At 58.8% G+C, this 20525-nt stretch carries 17 protein-coding genes; 11 read left to right on the plus strand and 6 right to left on the minus strand.

Annotation, left to right across the window (positions count from 1 at the left end):
• Nucleotides 1–116: 116 nt before the first annotated feature.
• Nucleotides 117–1130: a porphobilinogen synthase gene (gene hemB / locus ACODSV_RS25495; RefSeq protein ID WP_024078033.1), complete on the plus strand. Its 1014-nt coding sequence runs from the start codon at nt 117–119 to the stop codon at nt 1128–1130.
• 18 nt (nt 1131–1148) lie between these two features.
• Complete coding sequence (gene ppk1, locus ACODSV_RS25500; RefSeq protein WP_150054579.1) at nt 1149–3377, plus strand: polyphosphate kinase 1; 2229 nt, start codon at nt 1149–1151, stop codon at nt 3375–3377.
• Nucleotides 3378–3867: 490 nt separating this feature from the next.
• Here ppk1 and ACODSV_RS25505 read toward each other — a convergent pair whose 3' ends face one another.
• On the minus strand, nt 3868–5109 hold the full coding sequence (locus ACODSV_RS25505) for a hypothetical protein (protein WP_150054578.1): 1242 nt from the start codon (nt 5107–5109) through the stop codon (nt 3868–3870).
• Nucleotides 5110–5337: 228 nt separating this feature from the next.
• Complete coding sequence (ppx, locus tag ACODSV_RS25510; RefSeq protein ID WP_150054577.1) at nt 5338–6840, minus strand: exopolyphosphatase; 1503 nt, start codon at nt 6838–6840, stop codon at nt 5338–5340.
• Nucleotides 6841–7339: 499 nt separating this feature from the next.
• Here ppx and ACODSV_RS25515 point away from each other — a divergent pair, with 499 nt between their 5' ends.
• From ACODSV_RS25515 to ACODSV_RS25535, 5 genes are all read left to right on the plus strand, one after another.
• Nucleotides 7340–7993 carry a DUF1120 domain-containing protein gene (locus ACODSV_RS25515; RefSeq protein WP_150054576.1) on the plus strand — a complete coding sequence of 218 codons (654 nt, stop codon included), beginning with the start codon at nt 7340–7342 and terminating at the stop codon, nt 7991–7993.
• A gap of 139 nt (nt 7994–8132) precedes the next feature.
• Nucleotides 8133–8777, plus strand: coding sequence for a DUF1120 domain-containing protein (locus tag ACODSV_RS25520; protein ID WP_150095185.1), 645 nt, complete (start codon nt 8133–8135; stop codon nt 8775–8777).
• 98 nt (nt 8778–8875) lie between these two features.
• Nucleotides 8876–9592: a fimbria/pilus chaperone family protein gene (locus tag ACODSV_RS25525; protein ID WP_024078027.1), complete on the plus strand. Its 717-nt coding sequence runs from the start codon at nt 8876–8878 to the stop codon at nt 9590–9592.
• Between the two features lie 6 nt (nt 9593–9598).
• Nucleotides 9599–12106 (plus strand): fimbria/pilus outer membrane usher protein, encoded by a 2508-nt coding sequence (locus ACODSV_RS25530; RefSeq protein ID WP_223817833.1) that lies wholly within the window; start codon nt 9599–9601, stop codon nt 12104–12106.
• Between the two features lie 10 nt (nt 12107–12116).
• Entirely contained in the window at nt 12117–12632 is a 516-nt protein-coding gene (locus tag ACODSV_RS25535; RefSeq protein WP_190300921.1) for a DUF1120 domain-containing protein, read from the plus strand.
• Nucleotides 12633–12636: 4 nt separating this feature from the next.
• On the opposite strand, the gene ACODSV_RS25540 is transcribed toward ACODSV_RS25535, so the two are convergent.
• Genes ACODSV_RS25540 through ACODSV_RS25555 form a run of 4 tightly spaced genes read right to left on the minus strand, consistent with a single transcriptional unit; the run spans nt 12637 to nt 15476 of the window.
• Complete coding sequence (locus ACODSV_RS25540) at nt 12637–13374, minus strand: amino acid ABC transporter ATP-binding protein (RefSeq protein ID WP_024078024.1); 738 nt, start codon at nt 13372–13374, stop codon at nt 12637–12639.
• Nucleotides 13361–14011, minus strand: coding sequence for an amino acid ABC transporter permease (locus ACODSV_RS25545; protein WP_024078023.1), 651 nt, complete (start codon nt 14009–14011; stop codon nt 13361–13363). Before ACODSV_RS25545 ends, ACODSV_RS25540 begins: the two co-directional genes overlap by 14 nt.
• Nucleotides 14008–14676, minus strand: a complete 669-nt coding sequence (locus ACODSV_RS25550) for an amino acid ABC transporter permease (RefSeq protein ID WP_017736949.1) — start codon at nt 14674–14676, stop codon at nt 14008–14010. The genes ACODSV_RS25545 and ACODSV_RS25550 overlap by 4 nt, the downstream gene beginning before the upstream one ends.
• Before the next feature lie 14 nt (nt 14677–14690).
• Nucleotides 14691–15476, minus strand: coding sequence for a transporter substrate-binding domain-containing protein (locus tag ACODSV_RS25555; protein ID WP_024078021.1), 786 nt, complete (start codon nt 15474–15476; stop codon nt 14691–14693).
• A 255-nt stretch (nt 15477–15731) separates the two neighbouring features.
• Here ACODSV_RS25555 and ACODSV_RS25560 point away from each other — a divergent pair, with 255 nt between their 5' ends.
• The 4 genes from ACODSV_RS25560 (at nt 15732) to ACODSV_RS25575 (ending at nt 20511) form a co-directional block, all read left to right on the plus strand.
• Nucleotides 15732–16427, plus strand: coding sequence for a FadR/GntR family transcriptional regulator (locus ACODSV_RS25560; protein WP_024078020.1), 696 nt, complete (start codon nt 15732–15734; stop codon nt 16425–16427).
• 122 nt (nt 16428–16549) lie between these two features.
• A complete protein-coding gene (gene trxA / locus ACODSV_RS25565) occupies nt 16550–16879 on the plus strand; it encodes a thioredoxin TrxA (protein WP_024078019.1) in 330 nt (109 codons plus the stop codon).
• A 233-nt stretch (nt 16880–17112) separates the two neighbouring features.
• The gene (gene rho, locus ACODSV_RS25570; protein WP_017845130.1) at nt 17113–18372 is read left to right on the plus strand and encodes a transcription termination factor Rho; all 1260 of its coding nucleotides are present in this window, start codon (nt 17113–17115) and stop codon (nt 18370–18372) included.
• Nucleotides 18373–18528: 156 nt separating this feature from the next.
• A complete protein-coding gene (locus ACODSV_RS25575; protein ID WP_150053871.1) occupies nt 18529–20511 on the plus strand; it encodes an acyltransferase family protein in 1983 nt (660 codons plus the stop codon).
• Nucleotides 20512–20525: the final 14 nt, after the last annotated feature.

Genomic DNA, 20525 nt, shown 5'->3' on the forward strand with positions numbered 1-20525 from the left:
CAGAAACGACGAATGCGACTACAGGTCGCATCGATAAGCACAACTGTCATTCCTTCGTCATAATGGCCGCTTATAACTGCAACGCTCGCCCGTAAACACGGGCTCAGGAGTCTGTCGTGAGCTTTACCCCTGCCAATCGCCTGTTCCCTGCCACTCGTCTGCGTCGTAATCGCCGTGATGATTTCTCTCGCCGCCTGGTTCGTGAAAACGTGCTGACGACGAACGATCTGATCCTGCCGGTGTTCGTGCTCGACGGTGAGAATCGTCGGGAAGCGGTGGCATCGATGCCAGGGGTCGAGCGCTTGACCATTGATCTGCTGCTTGAAGAAGCCGCGAACTGGGTGGCGCTGGGTATTCCGGCGTTGGCGCTGTTCCCGGTGACCCCGCCTGAGCTCAAGTCCCTCGACGCTGCCGAAGCCTGGAACCCGGACGGTATTGCCCAGCGCGCCACTCGCGCCTTGCGCAAACGGTTCCCGGAGCTGGGGGTGATCACCGACGTGGCCCTGGACCCGTTCACCACCCACGGGCAGGATGGCATCCTTGACGAAGACGGCTATGTTCAGAACGACATCACCGTTGACGCGCTGGTCAAGCAGGCCTTGTCACACGCCGCCGCCGGTGCCCAGGTGGTCGCCCCGTCGGACATGATGGACGGTCGCATCCAGGCGATTCGCGAAGCCCTGGAACTGGCCGGCCACGTCAATGTACGGATCATGGCCTACTCGGCCAAATATGCCAGTGCCTACTATGGCCCGTTCCGCGATGCGGTGGGCTCGGCACTGAACCTGGGCAAGGCGAACAAAGCCTCGTACCAGATGGACCCGGCCAACAGCCATGAGGCCCTGCACGAAGTGGCGGCCGACCTGGCCGAAGGTGCCGACATGGTGATGGTCAAGCCCGGGATGCCCTACCTGGACATCCTTTACCGGGTCAAAGAGGAATTCAAGGTGCCGACCTTTGTCTATCAGGTCAGCGGTGAATACGCCATGCACATGGCCGCGATCCAGAATGGTTGGTTGAGCGAAGGGGTGATCCTCGAATCCCTGACTGCCTTTAAACGTGCGGGTGCTGATGGCATCCTGACCTACTTCGCTGCCCGCGCTGCCCAATTGCTTAGAGAGCAACAATAGCCCTCACAGGAACACTCGATGAATACCGAAGGACTCTCCGAAGTTGCCGTAAAAGACGCTCACCCGGTGGTTGAACAAATCGCCGAGACCCCGCCGGAGCTGGAGCCGGCCCCGCCCGTTGCGGTCGCCGAAGCGCCCGTGCCCGCGCCGGCACCGGTGGCGGTGGTGACCAACCTGGATGACAGCAGCCTGTACATCCACCGTGAGCTGTCACAACTGCAATTCAACATCCGCGTGCTGGAGCAGGCGCTGGATGAGTCCTACCCATTGTTGGAACGGCTGAAATTCCTGCTGATCTTCTCCAGCAACCTGGACGAGTTCTTCGAAATCCGCGTCGCCGGCCTCAAGAAGCAGATCACCTTCGCCCGTGAACAAGCCGGTGCCGACGGTCTGCAGCCACACCAGGCGCTGGCGCGCATCAGTGAGCTGGTGCACGGGCATGTCGATCGCCAGTACGCGATCCTCAACGACATCCTGCTGCCGGAACTGGAAAAACATCAGGTCCGCTTTATCCGTCGTCGTCACTGGACCACCAAGATCAAGACCTGGGTGCGCCGCTACTTCCGTGACGAAATCGCACCGATCATCACGCCCATCGGCCTCGACCCGACGCACCCGTTCCCGTTGCTGGTGAACAAGAGCCTGAACTTCATCGTTGAGCTTGAAGGTATCGACGCGTTCGGTCGCGATTCCGGCCTGGCGATCATCCCGGCACCGCGCCTGTTGCCACGGATCATCAAGGTACCGGAAGAGGTAGGGGGCGCTGGTGATAACTATGTGTTCCTGTCGTCGATGATCCACGCCCACGCCGATGACCTGTTCCAGGGCATGAAGGTCAAGGGCTGCTACCAGTTCCGCCTGACCCGCAACGCCGACCTGGCCCTGGATTCCGAAGACGTCGAAGACTTGGCCCGTGCCCTGCGCGGTGAGTTGTTCTCGCGGCGCTACGGCGATGCGGTGCGCCTGGAAGTGGCCGACACCTGTCCGAAGCACCTCTCGGACTACTTGCTCAAACAGTTCAACCTGGGCGAGAGCGAGCTGTACCAGGTCAACGGCCCGGTCAACCTGACGCGCCTGTTCAGCATCACTGGCCTGGACAGTCATCCAGAGCTGCAATACACGCCGTTCACGCCGCAGATCCCGAAACTGCTGCAAAACAGCGAGAACATCTTCAGCGTCGTGAGCAAGCAGGACATCCTGCTGCTGCACCCGTTCGAGTCCTTCACCCCGGTGGTCGACCTGCTGCGCCAGGCCGCCAAGGACCCGCATGTATTGGCCGTACGCCAGACCCTGTACCGCAGCGGCGCCAACTCGGAAATCGTCGACGCACTGGTCGATGCGGCGCGTAACGGCAAGGAGGTCACGGCAGTGATCGAGCTGCGTGCGCGGTTCGACGAAGAGTCCAACCTGCAACTGGCCAGCCGCCTGCAAGCGGCCGGTGCGGTGGTGATCTACGGCGTGGTGGGCTTCAAGACCCACGCCAAGATGATGCTGATCCTGCGCCGCGAAGCCGGCGAGATCGTGCGTTACGCGCACCTGGGTACCGGTAACTACCATGCCGGCAACGCCAAACTCTACACCGACTACAGCTTGCTGACCTCCGATGACGCCCTGTGTGAGGACGTCGGCAAGTTGTTCAGCCAGTTGATCGGCATGGGCAAGACTTTGCGCATGAAGAAGCTGCTGCACGCGCCGTTCACCCTGAAGAAGGGCATGCTCGACATGATTGCCCGCGAGACCCAGTTCGCCCTCGAAGGCAAGCCGGCGCATATCATCGCCAAGTTCAACTCGCTGACCGATCCGAAGATCATCCGCGCGCTGTACAAGGCCAGCCAGTCCGGCGTGCGCATCGACCTGGTGGTGCGTGGCATGTGCTGCCTGCGCCCGGGCATTGCCGGCGTCTCGCACAATATCCATGTGCGCTCGATCATCGGCCGCTTCCTGGAGCACACGCGGGTGTTCTACTTCCTCAACGGCGGCGAAGAGCAGATGTTCCTCTCCAGCGCCGACTGGATGGAGCGCAACCTCGACAAGCGCGTGGAGACCTGCTTCCCGGTGGAAGGCAAGAAGTTGATCATGCGGGTCAAGAAAGAACTGGAAAGTTATCTGACCGACAACACCCACAGCTGGAGCCTGCAGTCGGACGGGCGCTATGTGCGCAATACGCCAACCGGCAACCAGAACCCGCGCAGCGCGCAGGCGACGTTGCTGGAGAAGTTGGGTAGCCCGATTCTGTCGGTGAACTGAGGCGGTACTCGGGCTTAGGGAATGCCCTCAAACAGCGAAGATAGAAGACGGGGGCGAAAGCCCCGCGGTTTTTTTTATCTTGTTGGCTAACTGTCAGTCGCCCTTGCTGTTTTGGTTAAGGACTTAGCAATTGTTTTTTGTGATGACGTCGTCAGGGTTTACTCGTCCCCAGCGGTATCCACCCTTACAGACGACAGGGTTAGGTGCGCTGGGCTCAATGGCCGAAGTGCCATGTCCTGGGTTCAAGTCTCTTGCTATGTTCCAATCACTATCCAAGCCAGGGGAACTCCGCATTTCCATATCAGGGGTACTCCATATTCCCACCCACGCTTTCAGACCCCTGGCTTCAGCAGATCGCGGCATCGTGACTTGACTGACGGCCCATAGACACAGGAGGCCGCTGACAACCATTCTGCATTTCATAAGTGCAACTCCTTCTTTCGGTGCATGCAGCGCCGCGATGGCTATTGATGTCCCGCAAACCTGCTTTTCAGGGGAGCGGCGTCGTTACAGCAACAGCGGTTTGTGTGCTGTCCATGACCACTCCGGCCATGTACGTTCCATTTTTGGAAATGACCGTCACCTGGTTGTTTTTGCCGCCGCCAATCGACGGCAGGCATACCGTTCCTGCCGTCGGTGTCCAGGTGCAACCCTGTGAGTATTGGTCGCTGGTAAGGATGTTCAACCCAACGACATTACCGCTGGAAATCGCACCGGCTTCGCCCCATACGCTTCCACTCGGAAGAGGGATGATCGTGATGACCGGGATAGGGAGCACGGAGGGTACCCAGGTCATGTACTGGTATCGCCCATCTGCGGTGTTCTGGGACACCAGCACCAGGCCTTCCTCGTTGATATCGATGGCCATGTTTTTTGAGCCCGAGGACAAGTTCAGTACCAGGGGCATGGCATTCTTGCTGCTCCAGAAGGCACTTTTCGCCACGTTTACTGACGAGTTTGGATAAATGCATGTCCCCACAAACCTTGCGGTGTTAGTGGCGCTGCTGACCGTACAGTAACTAGCCCCAGTGGGCAGGGCCAAGTCAGTCAGGTTGTAGGATAGCCCGGTTTTTTCCGCGACTCGCGGGGTGGTATTACCTGCATTGTTCGGGCAATTGAGCGCGATTTGCGGGGTGCCGGTGGTGGGCCGGTTGATATCTGCGACGGTGCAATTGTCCCCCCAGCCGGACACGCGTTCAGGTGTCCCGCTGCCGGAGGCATAAAACACTACGGTTCCCCGGCTATCGGCATCGACGCTTGAACCCGCCACGTCGCCTTGGTCATTGATCGCAACGCTTTCGGTCGCGACATCTTTGGGGCGCAGCAGGGGGATTAACAATGTAGCGGGTAGCGAATCCAGCTTGGTGGGCGCCGTTCCGGGAGACGCGGCGTCCCACACCACTCCGAAGTGGGAATTGCTGGCGTCCCTGCAATTGCCCGCCACTTTCTCATTGTTGGACACTACCCAAACGCTGCAGGGTTGCCCGCTCGCCAGAGGGGGCAGTGCCGTTTGGGGGCCGTGTGCGGAGCCGTCGGCCACCCATGGGATGTTGTTGGCGGTGGCGCTGGCCGGCTTGCAGTTGCCCACGGTCGTGCCACTATCGTTGATGTCGACCGGCGTGCATTGTGCACCTACGGTTGCGGAGAAAGGTGTCCATGTGGCTGCATGAGCAATGCTCAGGCCAACAGTCCAGAGGCCTAAGCCTGTAAGCGTGATCGCTGATAATTTCATGGTGTGCCCTTCCCTGGAACGAGACGGTCTGTTGGCCCTTGGCGTTACTGCCTGTTACGCGAGGGGGTGAGCGTGAGTAAAAACTGATCGGCAGGCGTGCGCAACTGTCATATTTGACAGGTCTGTACGAGTGGTGACGGGGGGAAGAGCGAGGTGTCTTACGCGAGCCAATGTGGGAGGGGCGGTGTGCCCCTCCCAGATTTGGTTTGCGGTGTGTCTTGGATCGGCTCAGCGCAGGTTCAGGCTGAAACCCACCCGCGTCAGCCATTCCGCTTCCTGGGCGAAGTCCGCCTGGGTCAGCTGGTTTTCGTCCAGCCAGCCTTTCGGGAACACCACGTCCAGGCTGTCGCCGTTGGCGCGCAGGGTCACCTGGGGCATTTCCTGGGTGCCACGGATGTGGTGGAACAGGATTGCAAAACGCAGCAGCACACACAGGCGAATCAGCTTGATGCCTTCATCGCCGAACTCGGCGAATTTGTCCTTGGGAATATTACGGCGATGGCCGCGCACCAGCAGCGCAAGCATCTGTTGGTCTTCCCGGGAGAAGCCGGCCAGGTCGGAGTGCTCGATCAAGTAGGCGCCGTGCTTATGGTAATGGTAGTGGGCAATGTCCAGGCCGACCTCATGCACCTTGGCCGCCCAACCGAGCAGCTCGCGCCATACGCCGTCTTCCAGATCCCAGTCCTTGGCCACCTGGTCGAAGGCATGCAGGGCCTTGCGCTCCACGCGTGCCGCTTGTTCAAGGTCGACGTGATAACGCTCCATCAACGAACTGAGGGTGCGCTCACGCACGTCCTCATGGTGATGACGGCCCAGCAGGTCGTACAGCACGCCTTCGCGCAGGGCGCCGTCACAGTGGTCCATGCGTTGCAGTTCGAGGGCGTCGAAGATCGCTTCGAGGATCGCCAGGCCGGCGGGGAAGATGGTGCGACGGTCCGGCTTGATGCCATCGAAGTCGATTTTTTCGGCATCCCCCAGCTTGAACAGCTTGCGCTTGAGCCAGGCCAGGCCCTCGGCATTGACCTCGCCGGTACCATGGCCACCGGCCTTCAGGGCCAGGCCGATGGCGCGAATGGTGCCTGAAGAGCCGATAGCCTCATCCCAGGTCAAGCGGTGCAGGGCGTGCTCGATGCTCATGATTTCCAGGCGTGCCGCCGTGTAGGCCTGGGCATAGCGCGCCGGGGTAATCTTGCCGTCCTTGAAATAACGCTGGGTATAACTGACGCAGCCCATCTGCAGGCTTTCACGCAGCAACGGTTCGAAGCGCTGGCCGATGATGAATTCGGTACTGCCGCCGCCGATGTCGGCCACCAGGCGCTTGCCGGGGGTATCGGCCAGGGTGTGGGACACGCCGAGGTAGATCAGGCGGGCTTCTTCACGGCCGGAGATGACTTCTACAGGGTGCCCGAGGATCTCCTCGGCGCGGCGGATGAATTCGCCACGGTTGCGTGCTTCGCGCAAAGCGTTGGTGCCGACGATGCGCACGGCGCCCTGGGGCATGCCGTTGATCAGTTGGGCAAAACGCTTGAGGCAGTCGAGGCCGCGTTGCATGGATTCTTCATTGAGCTGGCGCTCATCGTCGATCCCGGCTGCCAGTTGTACTTTCTCGCCGAGCCGCTCAAGGATGCGGATCTCGCCGTTCTGGGCCTTGGCCACGACCATGTGAAAACTGTTGGAGCCCAGGTCGATGGCGGCGATCAGGGACAGATTCTTGGCTTGGGATTGCGGCATGGTTTGGGGGTCTCGGTCGATAACCTGACCATCGTGCCACGATCGACCGCTGGAGCCAACGCGTAGTGCCAGGGGATTTTTGCTGCGTGCTCGGTAGGGCAATTGAGTAAGGGATGTAAGAAATGTTCATAAATATTGTATTGCAAGGCGGATAGCCGCTGTAAGACATGTTCCGCTACCCGTAAATTTACTGATTTATTGGTTAAGTCCTACTTGATTTATTTTTGTATCTTATCGGTTGCGCTTTTATTCGTACGGCGCTGGTTGAAGGTTTCGCGTTACGCGGCTGATAGTTCTTACGGAAATTGATATTTTTTCCGGCTTTATCGCCGATGTGAAGCGTTGATACTTCCGGTCGGCGATTGTGCCGTGGTGTTATTGATCTATCGGTCAGCGTTTCAGGAAGAAGATATTGGTAGGCGTCGTCGCCGGGCGCGCATGAGGAGCTTTTTGATCTTTATTGATACACCCTCTAATTCTTGATTAAGGTGAGCTTTAGATGAAGAAGAATATAGCAATATTCGCAGGTGTATTTTTGGCTGTTGTTGGCTTGACAGCTCAAGCGGCAGATCTACGCGTAAAAGGATCCATTGCTCCTTCCAGCTGCAGCTTTACTATTACTAACTCGGTTATCGATTACGGCAGTATTGATCCGAATACACTCAGTGCAACAAATTACACCAAGCTCGCGAAGAAAAGCACGCCGTATGCAGTCAGATGCGGAACTCATGCCAAGGCCAAAGTGGGCATCAAGGCGGTGGATAACCGTGCCAGTACTCGTATCCCTAACTTGATGGTGTCTCAGTTCGGTGGTGCCTACACGGACACTTACAACTACGGCCTGGGCGCTAATGCCAAAAATCAGAAGGTCGGCGGTTATGTTGTTCACCTGCGTAATTCGGTCGCGGATGGTAAAGCGGTCAGCGTTCTGACATCCACCAATAATGGTGCAAGTTGGGGGGCTGGTGGCGAAGCCTTGGGGCTCGTTTCCAATATTGCTTCGTGGTACTCGGGCACCGCTACCCCTATTCAACTCAATACCCTTTCCGGAAACCTGGAAGTCCAGGCAGTCATCAATAAAACGTCTGAGCTCGACTTGAGTAGCCAGGTAAGCCTGGATGGTCAGGCAACACTGGAACTGCGCTACCTCTAAGACGTGTGCCCACCTGCCACAGGTTCCTGTCTCGTGAACGTTCCCTTTAACAGCATTGGCTTTCATTACCTGTCAGAGAGACGTGAGTGGGGCAGGATTACGAAACCTGCAACAGACAGTCTTGTGAACGGTAAATGTTATGAAAAAAATAGTTGCAGTGATGACCGGCATATTTCTGGTTGTTGCAGGTTTTAATGCCCAGGCTATTGATGTGCGTGTAAAGGGCTTCATTGTGCCCGCGAGTTGCAGCTTCACATTGGTCAATGCTGTCATCGATTATGGCACCATTGACCCTCAAATATTAAGCGCTTCAAACTACACCACGCTGGAAGCAAAAAGTACGCCTTATAATATCAAGTGCTCTTCTGGAACCCAGTTGGCTGTGACGGCTGTGGATAATCGTGCCGCCAGTAAAGTTCCGAACATGATGTGGCGTCAGTTCGATCTTCCAGTTACTGATAACTTCAATTTCGGGCTTGGGTTAACCGCGGCTAATCAAAAGATTGGTGGTTACATAATGCAACTACTTAATTCCATCGCTGACGGAAAGCCTGTTCTGCCTCTTTATGGGGACAGTCGAGGACGCTGGGTGGGGGGTGAGGGCGCGCTGGGGCAGGGGGGACATTTAACCAGCTGGTATTCAGGAACATTAGCACCTGTGCGGCTAACTGTTATTTCTGGACGTCTACAGTTTCAAGCCGTCATCAATAAAACCTCTGAATTAAATTTTAAGGATGTGGCCAGGTTGGACGGTCTCGCGACCTTGGAGTTGCGCTATCTCTAAGTAGTAGCTGATCTGGTCAGGGCAAATCAGTGCTCTTCCGAGGAGTGCTGGAAGTTGCACCAGCAGTTTTGATACTCGTTAAATGAAGGGAAGAACAAATGATAATAGTGTCAAAGGCAAAGGCTCTCCTTTCGTTGTTTGTATGCTTCAACTTTCTTTTATGCAGCGTGGCGGTGGGCGATGGTATGCAACCTGAAACCACTGTCGTCGTTTTGAATGAGGCCGATGGGGAGGCCAGCATCAATGTGACAAATACGGATGCCCGACCCGCGTTGCTGCATTCGACCATCGAGGATATTCCAGAAGATCTTGAGCCCCTGGTGGTGTTGACCCCGCCGGTTGCACGGGTCGATGGTGGTGAGCGGCAAATGGTGAGGTTCCTGATAACCGCCAAGGAACCGCTCAAGACCCAGCGGTTGAAGCGCGTTTCCTTCGAAGGCATTCCCCAGGCTCAACCCGGTTCGGGTGCAACCATCGGTATCAGCCTTCGACAGAATCTGCCGCTGATCCTGCATCCGAAGGGACTGCCGCGGCACGAGGCACCCTGGGAGTTGCTGGCATGGCAACTCAGGAACAAAACCTTGAGTGTGCGTAACGACAGCCCCTATGTGGTTCGTTTGGCGGCTGAAGTACGGCTCAATCCACAGAAAATCAGCACCAGCCTTCCCCGTACCTACATCCTGCCGGGCGAAGTATTGAGCGTGGAGTTGAAAACAGCGGCACCAGGGGCGACCTCCGTCACCCTCGAACCTGCCACCGTGTATGGTTTTTCCGTCGATAGCTACGAAGCGTTGCTCGTAGCGAACGCACCGTAATCCGCCATGAGCGATATCAACGGAGTCACCGGCACGGTTCGTAGTCGTTCACGTGAAAAACAAACACCCCAGCCGCTGTTCAGCGTCAATGGCCTGAGCCTGTCGGTGTGTGTAGTGATGATGTCGGGTGTGGCGACGGGGTCTTATGCGGCGCCGACATCGACCATCGCGGGTTTTGATCTGGCGACGTTGCAGGCGCGTGGCATCAGCCCTTCGGTTGCCCAGTATTTCCGTAGCGCCCCGCGTTTTAGCGAGGGCCTGAGGGTCGTAGACCTGACGGTGAATGGTGAACGTATTGGCTTGACGGATGCACGCTTCGATAGCGAGGGCGAATTGTGTTTTACCCGTGCTTTGCTGGAGCGCGCAGGCCTGCGTGTGCCTTCTTCGGTGATTGACGGGAGGGCTGCTGCTGATCATGCCTGCCATGATTTTCGTGCCGAGTACCCCAAGACGGTCACGACCCTGCGTCCTGGAAGTGAAGAAGTGGCGTTAGTGGTGCCCACGGACGCGCTGCACGATGGTCAGCGAGGTTCCGGCAGCTACGCTCGGGGGGGCACCGCCGCACTGCTCAATTACGATATTCAGGCAGTCAATAGTCACTCGCGAGCAGACACCAACCGTTATATGTCCGCCTCCACCGAGGTGGGTTTCAACCTGGGCGACTGGATTGCCCGCAGTCGCCAGCTCTACATCGCCAACGACCGTAACACCACGACCGAGCATCTGTACGCCTATGCACAGCGCGATTTTGCGCCGCTGGCCTCGACATTCCAAGTCGGACAGGTTTCTGGCATCAGCCCTGTGTTTGGTGGCGTGCAACTGATGGGGGCACAGCTGTTCCCTGACGGTATAGAAAACCGTGCGGCCAACGCGGGCGTCCTGGTGGAAGGGCAGGCTCTTAGCCAATCACGGGTCGAGGTGAGGCAGTCCGGTGCCCTGATCTACACAACAGTGGTGCCAGAGGGGCCTTTCGCCTTGAAGAACCTGCCCTTGCTCAATGGCACCAGCGATCTTAACGTCACCGTCATCGACACTCGCGGTGGCCAGCGCAGCTTTGTGGTGCCCGCCGCCTCGTTTCGTGCGGCAGTGCCCGTCAAGTCGGGCTACGCCGCGTCGGTGGGCAAGATTCGCGATGTCGAGCGGCGAGGCGCCAGGGAGCCCTTGATGGGCATGGGGAGTGGCACTTGGGCGGTGGGCAGGAACAGCGCGCTCAGCGCAGGTGTGCAGGCCACTGAAGGCTATAACTCGTTGGGATGGGCGCTGGACAGTAATTTCTCCCAGCGCTTTTCCGTCGGGGTGCGTAATAACCTGTCTCGAGACCATTCGAAAAAAGTGCAGGGCGCCCGAAGCAGTATTTCCGTAGGCGCTGCATTGCCCTGGGATGTGCAGATGGCGTTGAGCGCCACGACCCAGACGCAGGGTTACCGGGACGTACTCGATGCCGTATCCCGTGAAGGGCATGAAGGCTCGCGCTTCAAGAACCAGTACACCGCGGGTTTCAGCTGGGCGGACCCGCTATTCGGTGGCTTCTCTATCGGCTATACGCGTGGATCGCATTTCAACAGCCGCACTTCCGAGCACGTCTATGGCTCATGGAACAAGAACTTCATGTACGCCAACGTGGGCGTGACGGTGGATTCGCAAGTAGGCCAATCCAGCCAGGCAAAGGACAAGGGCCGAAACGATGACGGCGTAGGTGTGCGCTTGCAGGTCAGCGTGCCCTTGGGTGGCGATCGTTCCCTGAGTACGTATGCCCGCCGCCAGGGCCTGCGATCCAGCATCGGTACCGCCTATGACGAGCGCGTCGATGAAACGCTGAACTACCAGGTCCGCAGTGATCATGAGCTGGGTGAACCTGCTGGAAACACACTGGGCGCAACGCTCAATACGACATCCCGCTATGCCCAGGTGGGCCTGGGAATCAACCGCGATTCTTACAACACCAGCTACAGCGGACAGGTGCAAGGCGGTGTGGTTGCTCACTCGGAAGGCGTCACGCTATCGCCTTACCCTGTCGAGGACACGTTTGGCGTGGTCTCGGTCGGCGATATCCCTGGCGCACGGATTACCACGCCGCAAGGCCCCGTATGGACCGACCCATGGGGCAAGGCGGTCATTGCCGCCTTGCCGGCCTATCAAACCAGCCAGTTGGAAGTCGAAGGCAAAAGCTTGCCGAAACAAGTGGATATCAAGAATGGCACCCGGACCCTGGAGGCAGGGCGAGGTTCGTTCAGTCAGGTCAACTTCGATGTGGTGAAGGTGCGACGAGTGCTGCTGCGTGCCACCGACTCGGGAGGTAACCCTTTGCCCCAGGGCGCTGCGGTCCTGGGAGCTGACAATACTTTCCTGACCACGGTAGTGGGTGACGGCATGATTTTCCTGAGTAATGCCGATGCGTTGAAAACCCTGAAAGTATCCTCGTCGAATGCGACTTCTTGCGTACTGAAACTCGACCTCGCGGAGCAAACGAATGATGGCCAATTTTATGAAGCCGCTTCGGCGACCTGCCGCTAGGGCTGGCGCCTTGAAGCGTGCTGGTGTGCTGCTGGCGGGGCTGTTGCTGGCGGGTGAGGCCAGTGCGGCTTGTCGTTTGTCCTTGAGCCAGCCGCTGGTTGACTATGGCCTGCTGCGAAGTGACGGGCAGTCGGCCAGCCAGGCCGTTTCCATGGGCAAGCGCACAGTGCGTTTGAATGTGGTGTGCCCTGGGGCAACCGTGATTGCGCTGCGTTTTGACGGTACGCCCGCCAACGCTGAGGGCTACAGGTTTGGTCGGCAAGACTATTTCAACCTGACCCTCCAGCATCCCCTGCTGGATGGGAAGCCCGTGGAGCTGGCGCAGTTGTACAACCACGCCGAGCGAGGCGGGGCCCTGCGCCCAGGGCAGGTGCTGGTTGTGTTGGCAGGTGGGTTGCCTGCCACCGGGCATACCTTTTCAGCGCAGGTGCAGGTCGACACCTGGCTGTCGAGTGCGGCCATTGCCGTTCGCGATAAAACCACGCTGGAGGGCAATGGACGATTCGAGCTGGTGCCAGGAGGCTGACGGGTCAGGCGGAGGCCTCGGTAGTGCCGATGAAATTCGCGAGCTCGGCAGTCTGAGGGTTTGCAAACAGCACCTTGGGATCACCGACTTCATGCACCTTGCCCTGGTGCATGAACACCAGCTTATCCCCGACTTCCCGGGCAAAGCGCATTTCGTGGGTCACCATGATCAGGGTCATGCCGTCCTTGGCCAACTGGCGAACCACACTGAGGACTTCGTTGACCAGTTCCGGGTCCAGCGCCGAAGTGATTTCATCGCACAGCAGCACCTTGGGCGACATCGCCAGCGCACGAGCGATGGCAACGCGTTGCTGCTGGCCGCCTGAAAGGCGATCGGGAAAGGCGTCGAACTTCTCGCCCAGGCCAACGCGTTCCAGCATCTGCCGCGCCAATTGTGTCGCCTTGGCCTTGGGCACTTTTTGTACGACCTGTGGCGCAAGCATGACGTTTTCGCCCACCGTAAGGTGCGGGAACAGGTTGAACTGCTGGAACACCATGCCCACTTTCTGCCGCAGGCTGCGCAGGTCGGCACGGGCGGCGTCGAGGTATTCGCCGTCAACTTCAATCACGCCGTCGTTGATCGATTCCAGGCCATTGAGGGTTCGCAGTAAAGTGGATTTACCCGAGCCGCTGCGGCCGATGATCGCCACCACCTGGCCTTCTTCAACCGTCAGGTCGATGCCCTTGAGTACGTGGTGATCGCCGTAATACTTATGCAGGGCGGAAATTCTAAGCAGAGGCATGCAGTCTCCTTTCCAGGTAGCGCGCACTGAGGGACAAGGGGTAGCAGAGCAGGAAGTAACCGAGGGCCACCAGGCCGTAGACCATAAAGGGCTCGAAAGTGGCATTGGCGAGCATGCCGCCGGTCTTGGTCAATTCGGTGAAGCCGATGATCGAGGTCACTGCGGTGCCTTTGACCACCTGCACCGAGAAGCCCACGGTGGGCGCCACGGCAATTCGCAGGGCCTGGGGCAGGATCACGTAGCGCAGTTGCTCAAATGGGTTGAGGGCCAGGCTGGCCGAAGCTTCCCACTGCCCGTGGGCGATGGAGTCGACGCAGCCACGCCAGATTTCGGCGAGGTAGGCGCTGGTGAACAGCGTCAAGGCAATCGCCGCGGCCAGCCAGGGCGAGATATCCACGCCAAGCAGGGCGATGCCGAAAAACACCAGGAACAGTTGCATCAACAGCGGCGTGCCCTGGAACAGTTCGATGTAGGTGCGCGCGACATTACGCGGGAAAGCCTTGCGGCTGATGCGCATCGTCATCACCAGCAAGCCGATCAGGCCACCGCCGACAAACGCCACCAACGACAACAACAATGTCCACTGCAGGCCGGTGGCCAGGTTGCGAACGATGTCCCAGAAGGAAAAATCACTCATCGACTGTTCCTCATCACGAAGCGGCGGCCAATCCAGTTGAGCAACTGGCGAATCATCAACGCCATGCACAGGTACACCAGGGTGGTCAGGGCATAGGTTTCAAACGCGCGGAAGTTACGCGACTGGATAAAGTTGGCGGCAAAGCTCAGTTCCTCGGTGGCGATCTGCGAACACACCGCCGAGCCGAGCATCACAATGATGATCTGGCTGCTCAAGGCCGGCCACACCTTGCCCAGCGCCGGTAGCAGCACCACATGGCGGAATGCTTCGAAGCGTGTCATCGCCAGCGCTGCGGCGGCCTCCAGTTGCCCGCGCGGGATGGCCTGGATACCGGCGCGGATGATTTCGGTGGAGTAGGCCCCCAGGTTGATCACCATCGCCAGCACGGCGGCTTGCCACTCGGTAATCTTCAGCCCCAGGGACGGCAGGCCGAAGAAGATAAAGAACAACTGCACCAGGAACGGCGTGTTGCGGATCAACTCGACATACACCCCAAAGAACCAGGCGAATGGCTGGATTTTCCACGCCCGCACCACGGCCCCCACGGTGCCCAGGGCGACCCCCAGGATCGCGCCGATAGCGGTCAGCTCAAGGGTGAAGAGGGCACCGCGCAACAGCAGGTCGGTATTGGCCAGCACCGGCACAAAGTCGAATTGATAGGCCATCAATCAGCTCCGCTTCAGAGGTCAGCAGGCAGTGGTTCTTTGAGCCACTGCATCGCGTTCTTTTCCAGGCTGCCGTCCGCCTTGGCCGCGACCAGGATCTGGTTGACCTTCTCCAGCAACGCCGGCTCGTTCTTGTTCACGCCCACGTACACCGGCGAATCCTTGAGCTTCACTTTCAGCGCGGGCACGCGTTTCGGGTTGCGCTCGCTGATCGCTACCATCACCACGTTGCCGCTTGCGATCAGGTCGACTTGGCCGGCCAGGTAGGCGGCGATGGTCGAGTTGTTATCTTCGAAACGCTTGATGGTTGCCTCTTTGGGGGCGACGGCGGTCAGCTCGATGTCTTCGATGGCGCCACGAGTCACGCTGATGGTCTTGCCCTTGAGGTCGTCAGTGCTGGCGATGGGGGCGTCAGGCGGGCCGAACACCGCCAGGTAGAAGGGGGCGTAGGCCTTGGAGAAGTCGATGACCTTTTCACGCTCGGGGTTCTTGCCCAGGCTGGAGATCACCAGGTCGACCTTGCCGGTGGTGAGGAACGGAATGCGGTTGGTGCTGTTGACCGGCGTCAGTTCCAGCTTGACCTTGAGTTGGTCGGCCAGCAGCTTGGCGGTGTCGATATCCAGGCCGCGTGGTTTCATGTCGGGGCCGACCGAACCGAATGGCGGGAAGTCCTGGGGCACGGCGACCTTGAGGGTGCCACGGGCGACGATGTCGTCCAGACCGTTGGCCTGGGCGGGTGCCTGGCTCAGCATCAGGCTGGCAAACAGGGCAGTGAGCAGGGCGCTGTAGCGCTTGGTCATGGCAACTCTCCGAGAAGGGCGAAGGGAATTTCTGGATTTGCCCAGTGCACAGCCCATGCCATGACCGTCGCAATGGCCTGCAACGCTCGGATTTGTTGAGTTTAAGTGGTCTTACTGGTCTGAACAGTTGGCAGGCATTTCGCACCCTTTTCGGGCGTCGACAAAACCTGGCGAGCCCCTTTGGGGCGTAGCTTGCCGCCGGCTGCGAATAGCTTTACAACTAGCCGCTCAGTTGTCTGGAACCTTGAGTTTTTTATGAATTCCATCGCCCAAGCCGTACCGGAAGCGGCCCTGCAGGCCATCCGTAAACTGATCAAGGAGCAGGGCTTCGGGCCGGGTGATGCATTGCCATCCCAGCGCGACTTGGCAGTGCAGTTGGGCGTGAGTCGGGCGTCTTTGCGCGAGGCATTGTCGTCCCTCAGTGCTTTGGGCGTAGTCAGTGTGCAGCCAGGCAAGGGCGTGTTTGTGCAGGAGGTACAAGAGTCGCCGGGATTTGCCTGGCCCTTCGCGGCCCAGGCCACGCCGCTGGATATCTTCCAGTTGCGCTACGCGCTGGAGGGGTTTGCGGCGGGTTTGGCGGCAGTGACATTGACCCTCGATGAGCTGGATAGCCTTGAAGATAATGTCGAGGCCATGCGCAAAGTGCTCAAGGCCGGTGACTTCGAAGCTGCCGCCCGACTGGACTTCGAATTTCACCAGCGCATCCTCCTGGCCAGCGGCAATCAGGCGATGGTGAGCATACTCAGCGCCAGTGCCGAGGTGTTTCTGGAGAGCCAGAAACTACCGTTCATCCGGCCGGAGCGGGCCATGGAAACCTGGCAGGAGCACCGTCGAATCCTGCGTGCCCTGGCACGTCGCGCCAGTGCAGCGGCACAAAAAACCATGCAGGAACACGTGCGCAACGCGGCATTGCGTACTGGCATTGCCTTTGTGACTCCCGTAACGCCCTGAGTTGGGCCCATACCCAAACTCATGCACCACCATAGCAAGACTCAATCAGAGACGGCTTCCTGAACGGGGGAAGGGCAGCTATGATGGGCAACGTTTTTTTTGCTTACAATCCGGAGACATCCATGAGCAGCGATCTTATCAAGCACGTCACCGACGCGACCTTTGAGGCCGAAGTACTCAAGGCTGCTGGCCCGGTGCTGGTTGACTACTGGGCTGAATGGTGCGGCCCTTGCAAAATGATCGCTCCAGTCCTGGACGACATTGCGACCACCTACGAAGGCAAGCTGACCATTGCCAAGCTGAACATCGACGACAACCAGGAAACCCCGGCCAAGCACGGCGTGCGTGGTATCCCGACCCTGATGCTGTTCAAGGACGGCAACATCGAAGCGACCAAAGTAGGCGCGCTGTCGAAGTCCCAGTTGCAAGCTTTCCTCGACGCGCACATCTAAGCGTCAGCAAAAAGCCCCGCAAATCGCGGGGCTTTTTCGTGAAACAGGGCTAGACGCTCCGAAACTCAGGTGGTACATTCGGCCCCGCACTGGTTTCTCCACTGCCCCCTGCAAGCCGTCGCCGACGCATTCCTTTCGATTAGTACGCGATCCTGTCGCCTTCTCTGCGGCGCGGCCTCATTAAGCCAAAAGCTTAATTTCCCCCCCTCCATAAATGATTACGTCATTCCTATATGAATCTGACTGAACTCAAGCAAAAGCCGATTACCGAACTGCTCGAATTGGCCGAACAGATGGGCATAGAAAATATGGCCCGTTCGCGCAAGCAGGACGTGATTTTCTCCCTGCTGAAAAAGCACGCGAAAAGCGGCGAGGAAATCTCCGGTGATGGCGTGCTGGAGATTCTCCAGGACGGCTTCGGCTTCCTCCGCTCTGCAGACGCCTCCTATCTCGCCGGCCCAGACGATATCTATGTCTCGCCGAGCCAGATCCGTCGCTTCAACTTGCGCACCGGTGACACCATCGTTGGCAAGATCCGCCCTCCGAAGGAAGGCGAGCGTTATTTCGCCCTGCTCAAGGTCGACACGATCAACTTCGATCGCCCCGAGAACGCGAAAAACAAGATTCTCTTCGAGAACCTGACCCCGCTGTTCCCGACCGTGCGCATGAAGATGGAGGCCGGCAACGGTTCCACCGAAGACCTGACCGGTCGAGTCATCGACCTGTGCGCTCCCATCGGCAAGGGCCAGCGTGGCCTGATCGTCGCACCGCCGAAAGCCGGTAAGACCATCATGCTGCAGAACATTGCAGCGAACATCGCACGTAACAACCCTGAAGTTCACCTGATCGTATTGCTGATCGATGAGCGTCCGGAAGAAGTTACCGAAATGCAGCGCACCGTGCGCGGCGAAGTGGTTGCCTCGACGTTCGATGAGCCGCCAACCCGCCACGTGCAGGTTGCCGAAATGGTGATCGAGAAGGCCAAGCGCCTGGTCGAACACAAGAAGGACGTGGTGATCCTGCTCGACTCCATCACCCGTCTGGCTCGCGCCTACAACACCGTGATCCCGAGCTCCGGCAAGGTATTGACCGGTGGTGTTGATGCCCACGCCCTGGAGAAACCGAAGCGTTTCTTCGGCGCCGCGCGGAACATCGAAGAAGGCGGCTCGCTGACCATTATCGCCACCGCGCTGGTTGAAACCGGCTCGAAGATGGATGAAGTGATCTACGAAGAGTTCAAGGGTACCGGCAACATGGAATTGCCCCTGGACCGTCGCATCGCGGAAAAACGCGTGTTCCCGGCGATCAACATCAACCGCTCCGGCACCCGCCGCGAAGAGTTGCTGACCGCCGACGACGAACTGCAGCGCATGTGGATCCTGCGCAAGCTGCTGCACCCAATGGACGAAGTTGCGGCCATTGAGTTCTTGATCGACAAGCTGAAAACCACCAAGACCAACGACGAGTTCTTCCTGTCGATGAAACGTAAGTAATACGACGTTTCAGGTCCGAAAGAATGGCGCCCTCCGGGGCGCCATTTTTTTTGTGTCGAAAAAGGGAGGTTTGAGCGCGTCAAGTGTCAGTTAAGAAACAAAAAAGGTGAGCGAGGCTACGTTCATCCCCATTCGTATCTGGCTGACTCTAGATTTATGACCTCTCTTGCTTACCGAAGAGACATTGATGGCCTACGTGCTGTCGCTGTCCTTGCAGTCGTGCTGTTCCACTTTGGCGTTCCAGGCGTTACTGGCGGCTTTGTGGGGGTAGACATTTTTTTTGTGATTTCCGGCTTTTTGATTACATCGATCATCTGGCGCGAACGCCAGGCCGGGCGTTTCAGTTTCGTCGACTTCTGGGCTCGCCGCGCCCGGCGTATCCTGCCGGCGTTGTTCGTGATGATGGCCGCGACACTGGCAGTGGGTTGGTTCCTGTTGGCACCCAAGGACTACGAAGAGCTGGGACGGTCGGCGCACTACCAAGTGATCTTCACCTCCAACCTGCTATTTTCACGCCAGCACGGTTATTTCGACGCCTCCTCTGACATCAAGCCATTGCTGCACACCTGGTCGCTGGCGGTGGAGGAGCAGTTCTACATCCTCTTCCCGTTGTTGCTGACCCTGCTTTCCAGCCGCTTGAAACACTGGCGCCTGGCCTTGTTCGTGGTGTTGCTGGTGTCGTTTGGCCTGAGCGTCTGGGCCGTCGACCATCAACCGCAAAAAGCCTTCTTCCTGCTACACCTCAGGGCCTGGGAACTGCTGGCGGGTGCGATGCTGGCGGTGATGCCCAAGCGTGACTGGCGCGCTTCACCGGCACTCGCCCAGGGGGTCAGTCTGGTGTCCATGGCGTTGATCCTGATTGCTATATTCGCTTTCGATGCGTCCACGCCATTCCCCGGTGCCGCCGCTTTGCTGCCGGTGCTGGGTGTGGTTGGTTTGATCTGGGCCAATGGGCAGCGGCAAACCTGGGTCGGGCGGTTGCTCAGTTCGCGGTTGATGGTGGGCCTGGGGCTGATTTCTTATTCCTGGTACCTGTGGCATTGGCCGGTGTTCGTGTACGCCAACTATGCCGCGGTTGATGGCTTGGGCGCGCTTGATCTGACCGGGTTGTTATTGCTGAGCCTGGTGCTGGGTTATGTGTCCTGGCGCTTCGTGGAGGCGCCGTTTCGGGAAAAGCGCTTGCTGGCTGGGCGCAAGGCGATCCTGGCCGCTGCCGGGGCTGGCATCCTGTGCCTGGGCTTGACGGGCCTTGCGGTGCGCGAAGCCGATGGCGTGCCTTCACGCTTGTCCGAACAGGCGTTGCGGTATGCCCAGGCTAAGAAATGGAGCCCGGAACTCATGGCCTGCCTGGCGGACAAGGACACGCCCGATGAGCGACTGTTCTGCCACTTTGGCCCCAAAAGTCTGTCGGTGTCCGCGCTGGTGTGGGGCGATAGCCATGCCACCGCGTTGATTCCGGCGCTTGAAGATGGGGCCAAGCGCCACGACATCAGCCTGGTACAGGCCAGCTTCGCCGGTTGCGTGCCCTTGGACGGTCTGGAGAATATTTCTCGGTGTGCGCATTTCAATCGCCGCGTCGAGAAGGCCTTGGCCGATCAGTCGTTCAGTGATGTGGTACTGGCGGCGCGCTGGAGCCTGTACCTCTATGGGCAAATGTCGGGCGACAAGGAGCACGCGCTCAAGGACCCGAGCACCGGTGAGTACGTGCGCGCCGTGGCCGAACAACGCTTCGCCGAGGGCCTGCGCGAGCGCATCAAGGGGTTGCGCGCCGCCGGGCATCGCGTCTGGTTGGTCAAGGAAGTCCCGCTGCAGCAAATCATCGTGCCTTACCGCCTCAGTCGCCTGGCCATGATGCACCGCCCGGTGGAGGGAGAAGGGCTTGCGGTGGAGGAGCATGAGCGGCGCCAGGCTTTTATCACCCAGCTATTCGACGAGTTGGCGGCTGCCGACAGTGGCGTGGCGGTACTGGACCCGTCGCCCCTGCTGTGTGGCGTCGACGGTCTATGTCGGGTCGAACTCAATGGTCGCGCGCTGTACACCGATGATAATCACCTCTCCGACGTCGGTGCGCGGCACATCGAAGCCTTTCTGGAGCCACTGTTCAGTTCGCTGCAATCACGGGGGCTGACGGCCAATTAAGCTGCCAGCCGCGG

It is taken from the genome of Pseudomonas sp. FG86 (assembly GCF_057808775.1).

Bases quoted from the DNA above. Each gene is read 5' to 3' on its own strand.
- ACODSV_RS25520 (WP_150095185.1), top strand. From the start codon at position 8,133: ATGAAAAAAATAGTTGCAGTGATGACCGGCATATTTCTGGTTGTTGCA.
- ACODSV_RS25525 (WP_024078027.1), top strand. From the start codon at position 8,876: ATGATAATAGTGTCAAAGGCAAAGGCTCTCCTTTCGTTGTTTGTATGC.
- ACODSV_RS25550 (WP_017736949.1), bottom strand. From the start codon at position 14,676: ATGGCCTATCAATTCGACTTTGTGCCGGTGCTGGCCAATACCGACCTG.
- ACODSV_RS25545 (WP_024078023.1), bottom strand. From the start codon at position 14,011: ATGAGTGATTTTTCCTTCTGGGACATCGTTCGCAACCTGGCCACCGGC.
- ACODSV_RS25560 (WP_024078020.1), top strand. From the start codon at position 15,732: ATGAATTCCATCGCCCAAGCCGTACCGGAAGCGGCCCTGCAGGCCATC.
- ACODSV_RS25530 (WP_223817833.1), top strand. From the start codon at position 9,599: ATGAGCGATATCAACGGAGTCACCGGCACGGTTCGTAGTCGTTCACGT.
- ppk1 (WP_150054579.1), top strand. From the start codon at position 1,149: ATGAATACCGAAGGACTCTCCGAAGTTGCCGTAAAAGACGCTCACCCG.
- rho (WP_017845130.1), top strand. From the start codon at position 17,113: ATGAATCTGACTGAACTCAAGCAAAAGCCGATTACCGAACTGCTCGAA.
- ACODSV_RS25575 (WP_150053871.1), top strand. From the start codon at position 18,529: ATGACCTCTCTTGCTTACCGAAGAGACATTGATGGCCTACGTGCTGTC.
- ACODSV_RS25555 (WP_024078021.1), bottom strand. From the start codon at position 15,476: ATGACCAAGCGCTACAGCGCCCTGCTCACTGCCCTGTTTGCCAGCCTG.
- trxA (WP_024078019.1), top strand. From the start codon at position 16,550: ATGAGCAGCGATCTTATCAAGCACGTCACCGACGCGACCTTTGAGGCC.
- ACODSV_RS25515 (WP_150054576.1), top strand. From the start codon at position 7,340: ATGAAGAAGAATATAGCAATATTCGCAGGTGTATTTTTGGCTGTTGTT.
- ppx (WP_150054577.1), bottom strand. From the start codon at position 6,840: ATGCCGCAATCCCAAGCCAAGAATCTGTCCCTGATCGCCGCCATCGAC.
- ACODSV_RS25540 (WP_024078024.1), bottom strand. From the start codon at position 13,374: ATGCCTCTGCTTAGAATTTCCGCCCTGCATAAGTATTACGGCGATCAC.
- ACODSV_RS25505 (WP_150054578.1), bottom strand. From the start codon at position 5,109: ATGAAATTATCAGCGATCACGCTTACAGGCTTAGGCCTCTGGACTGTT.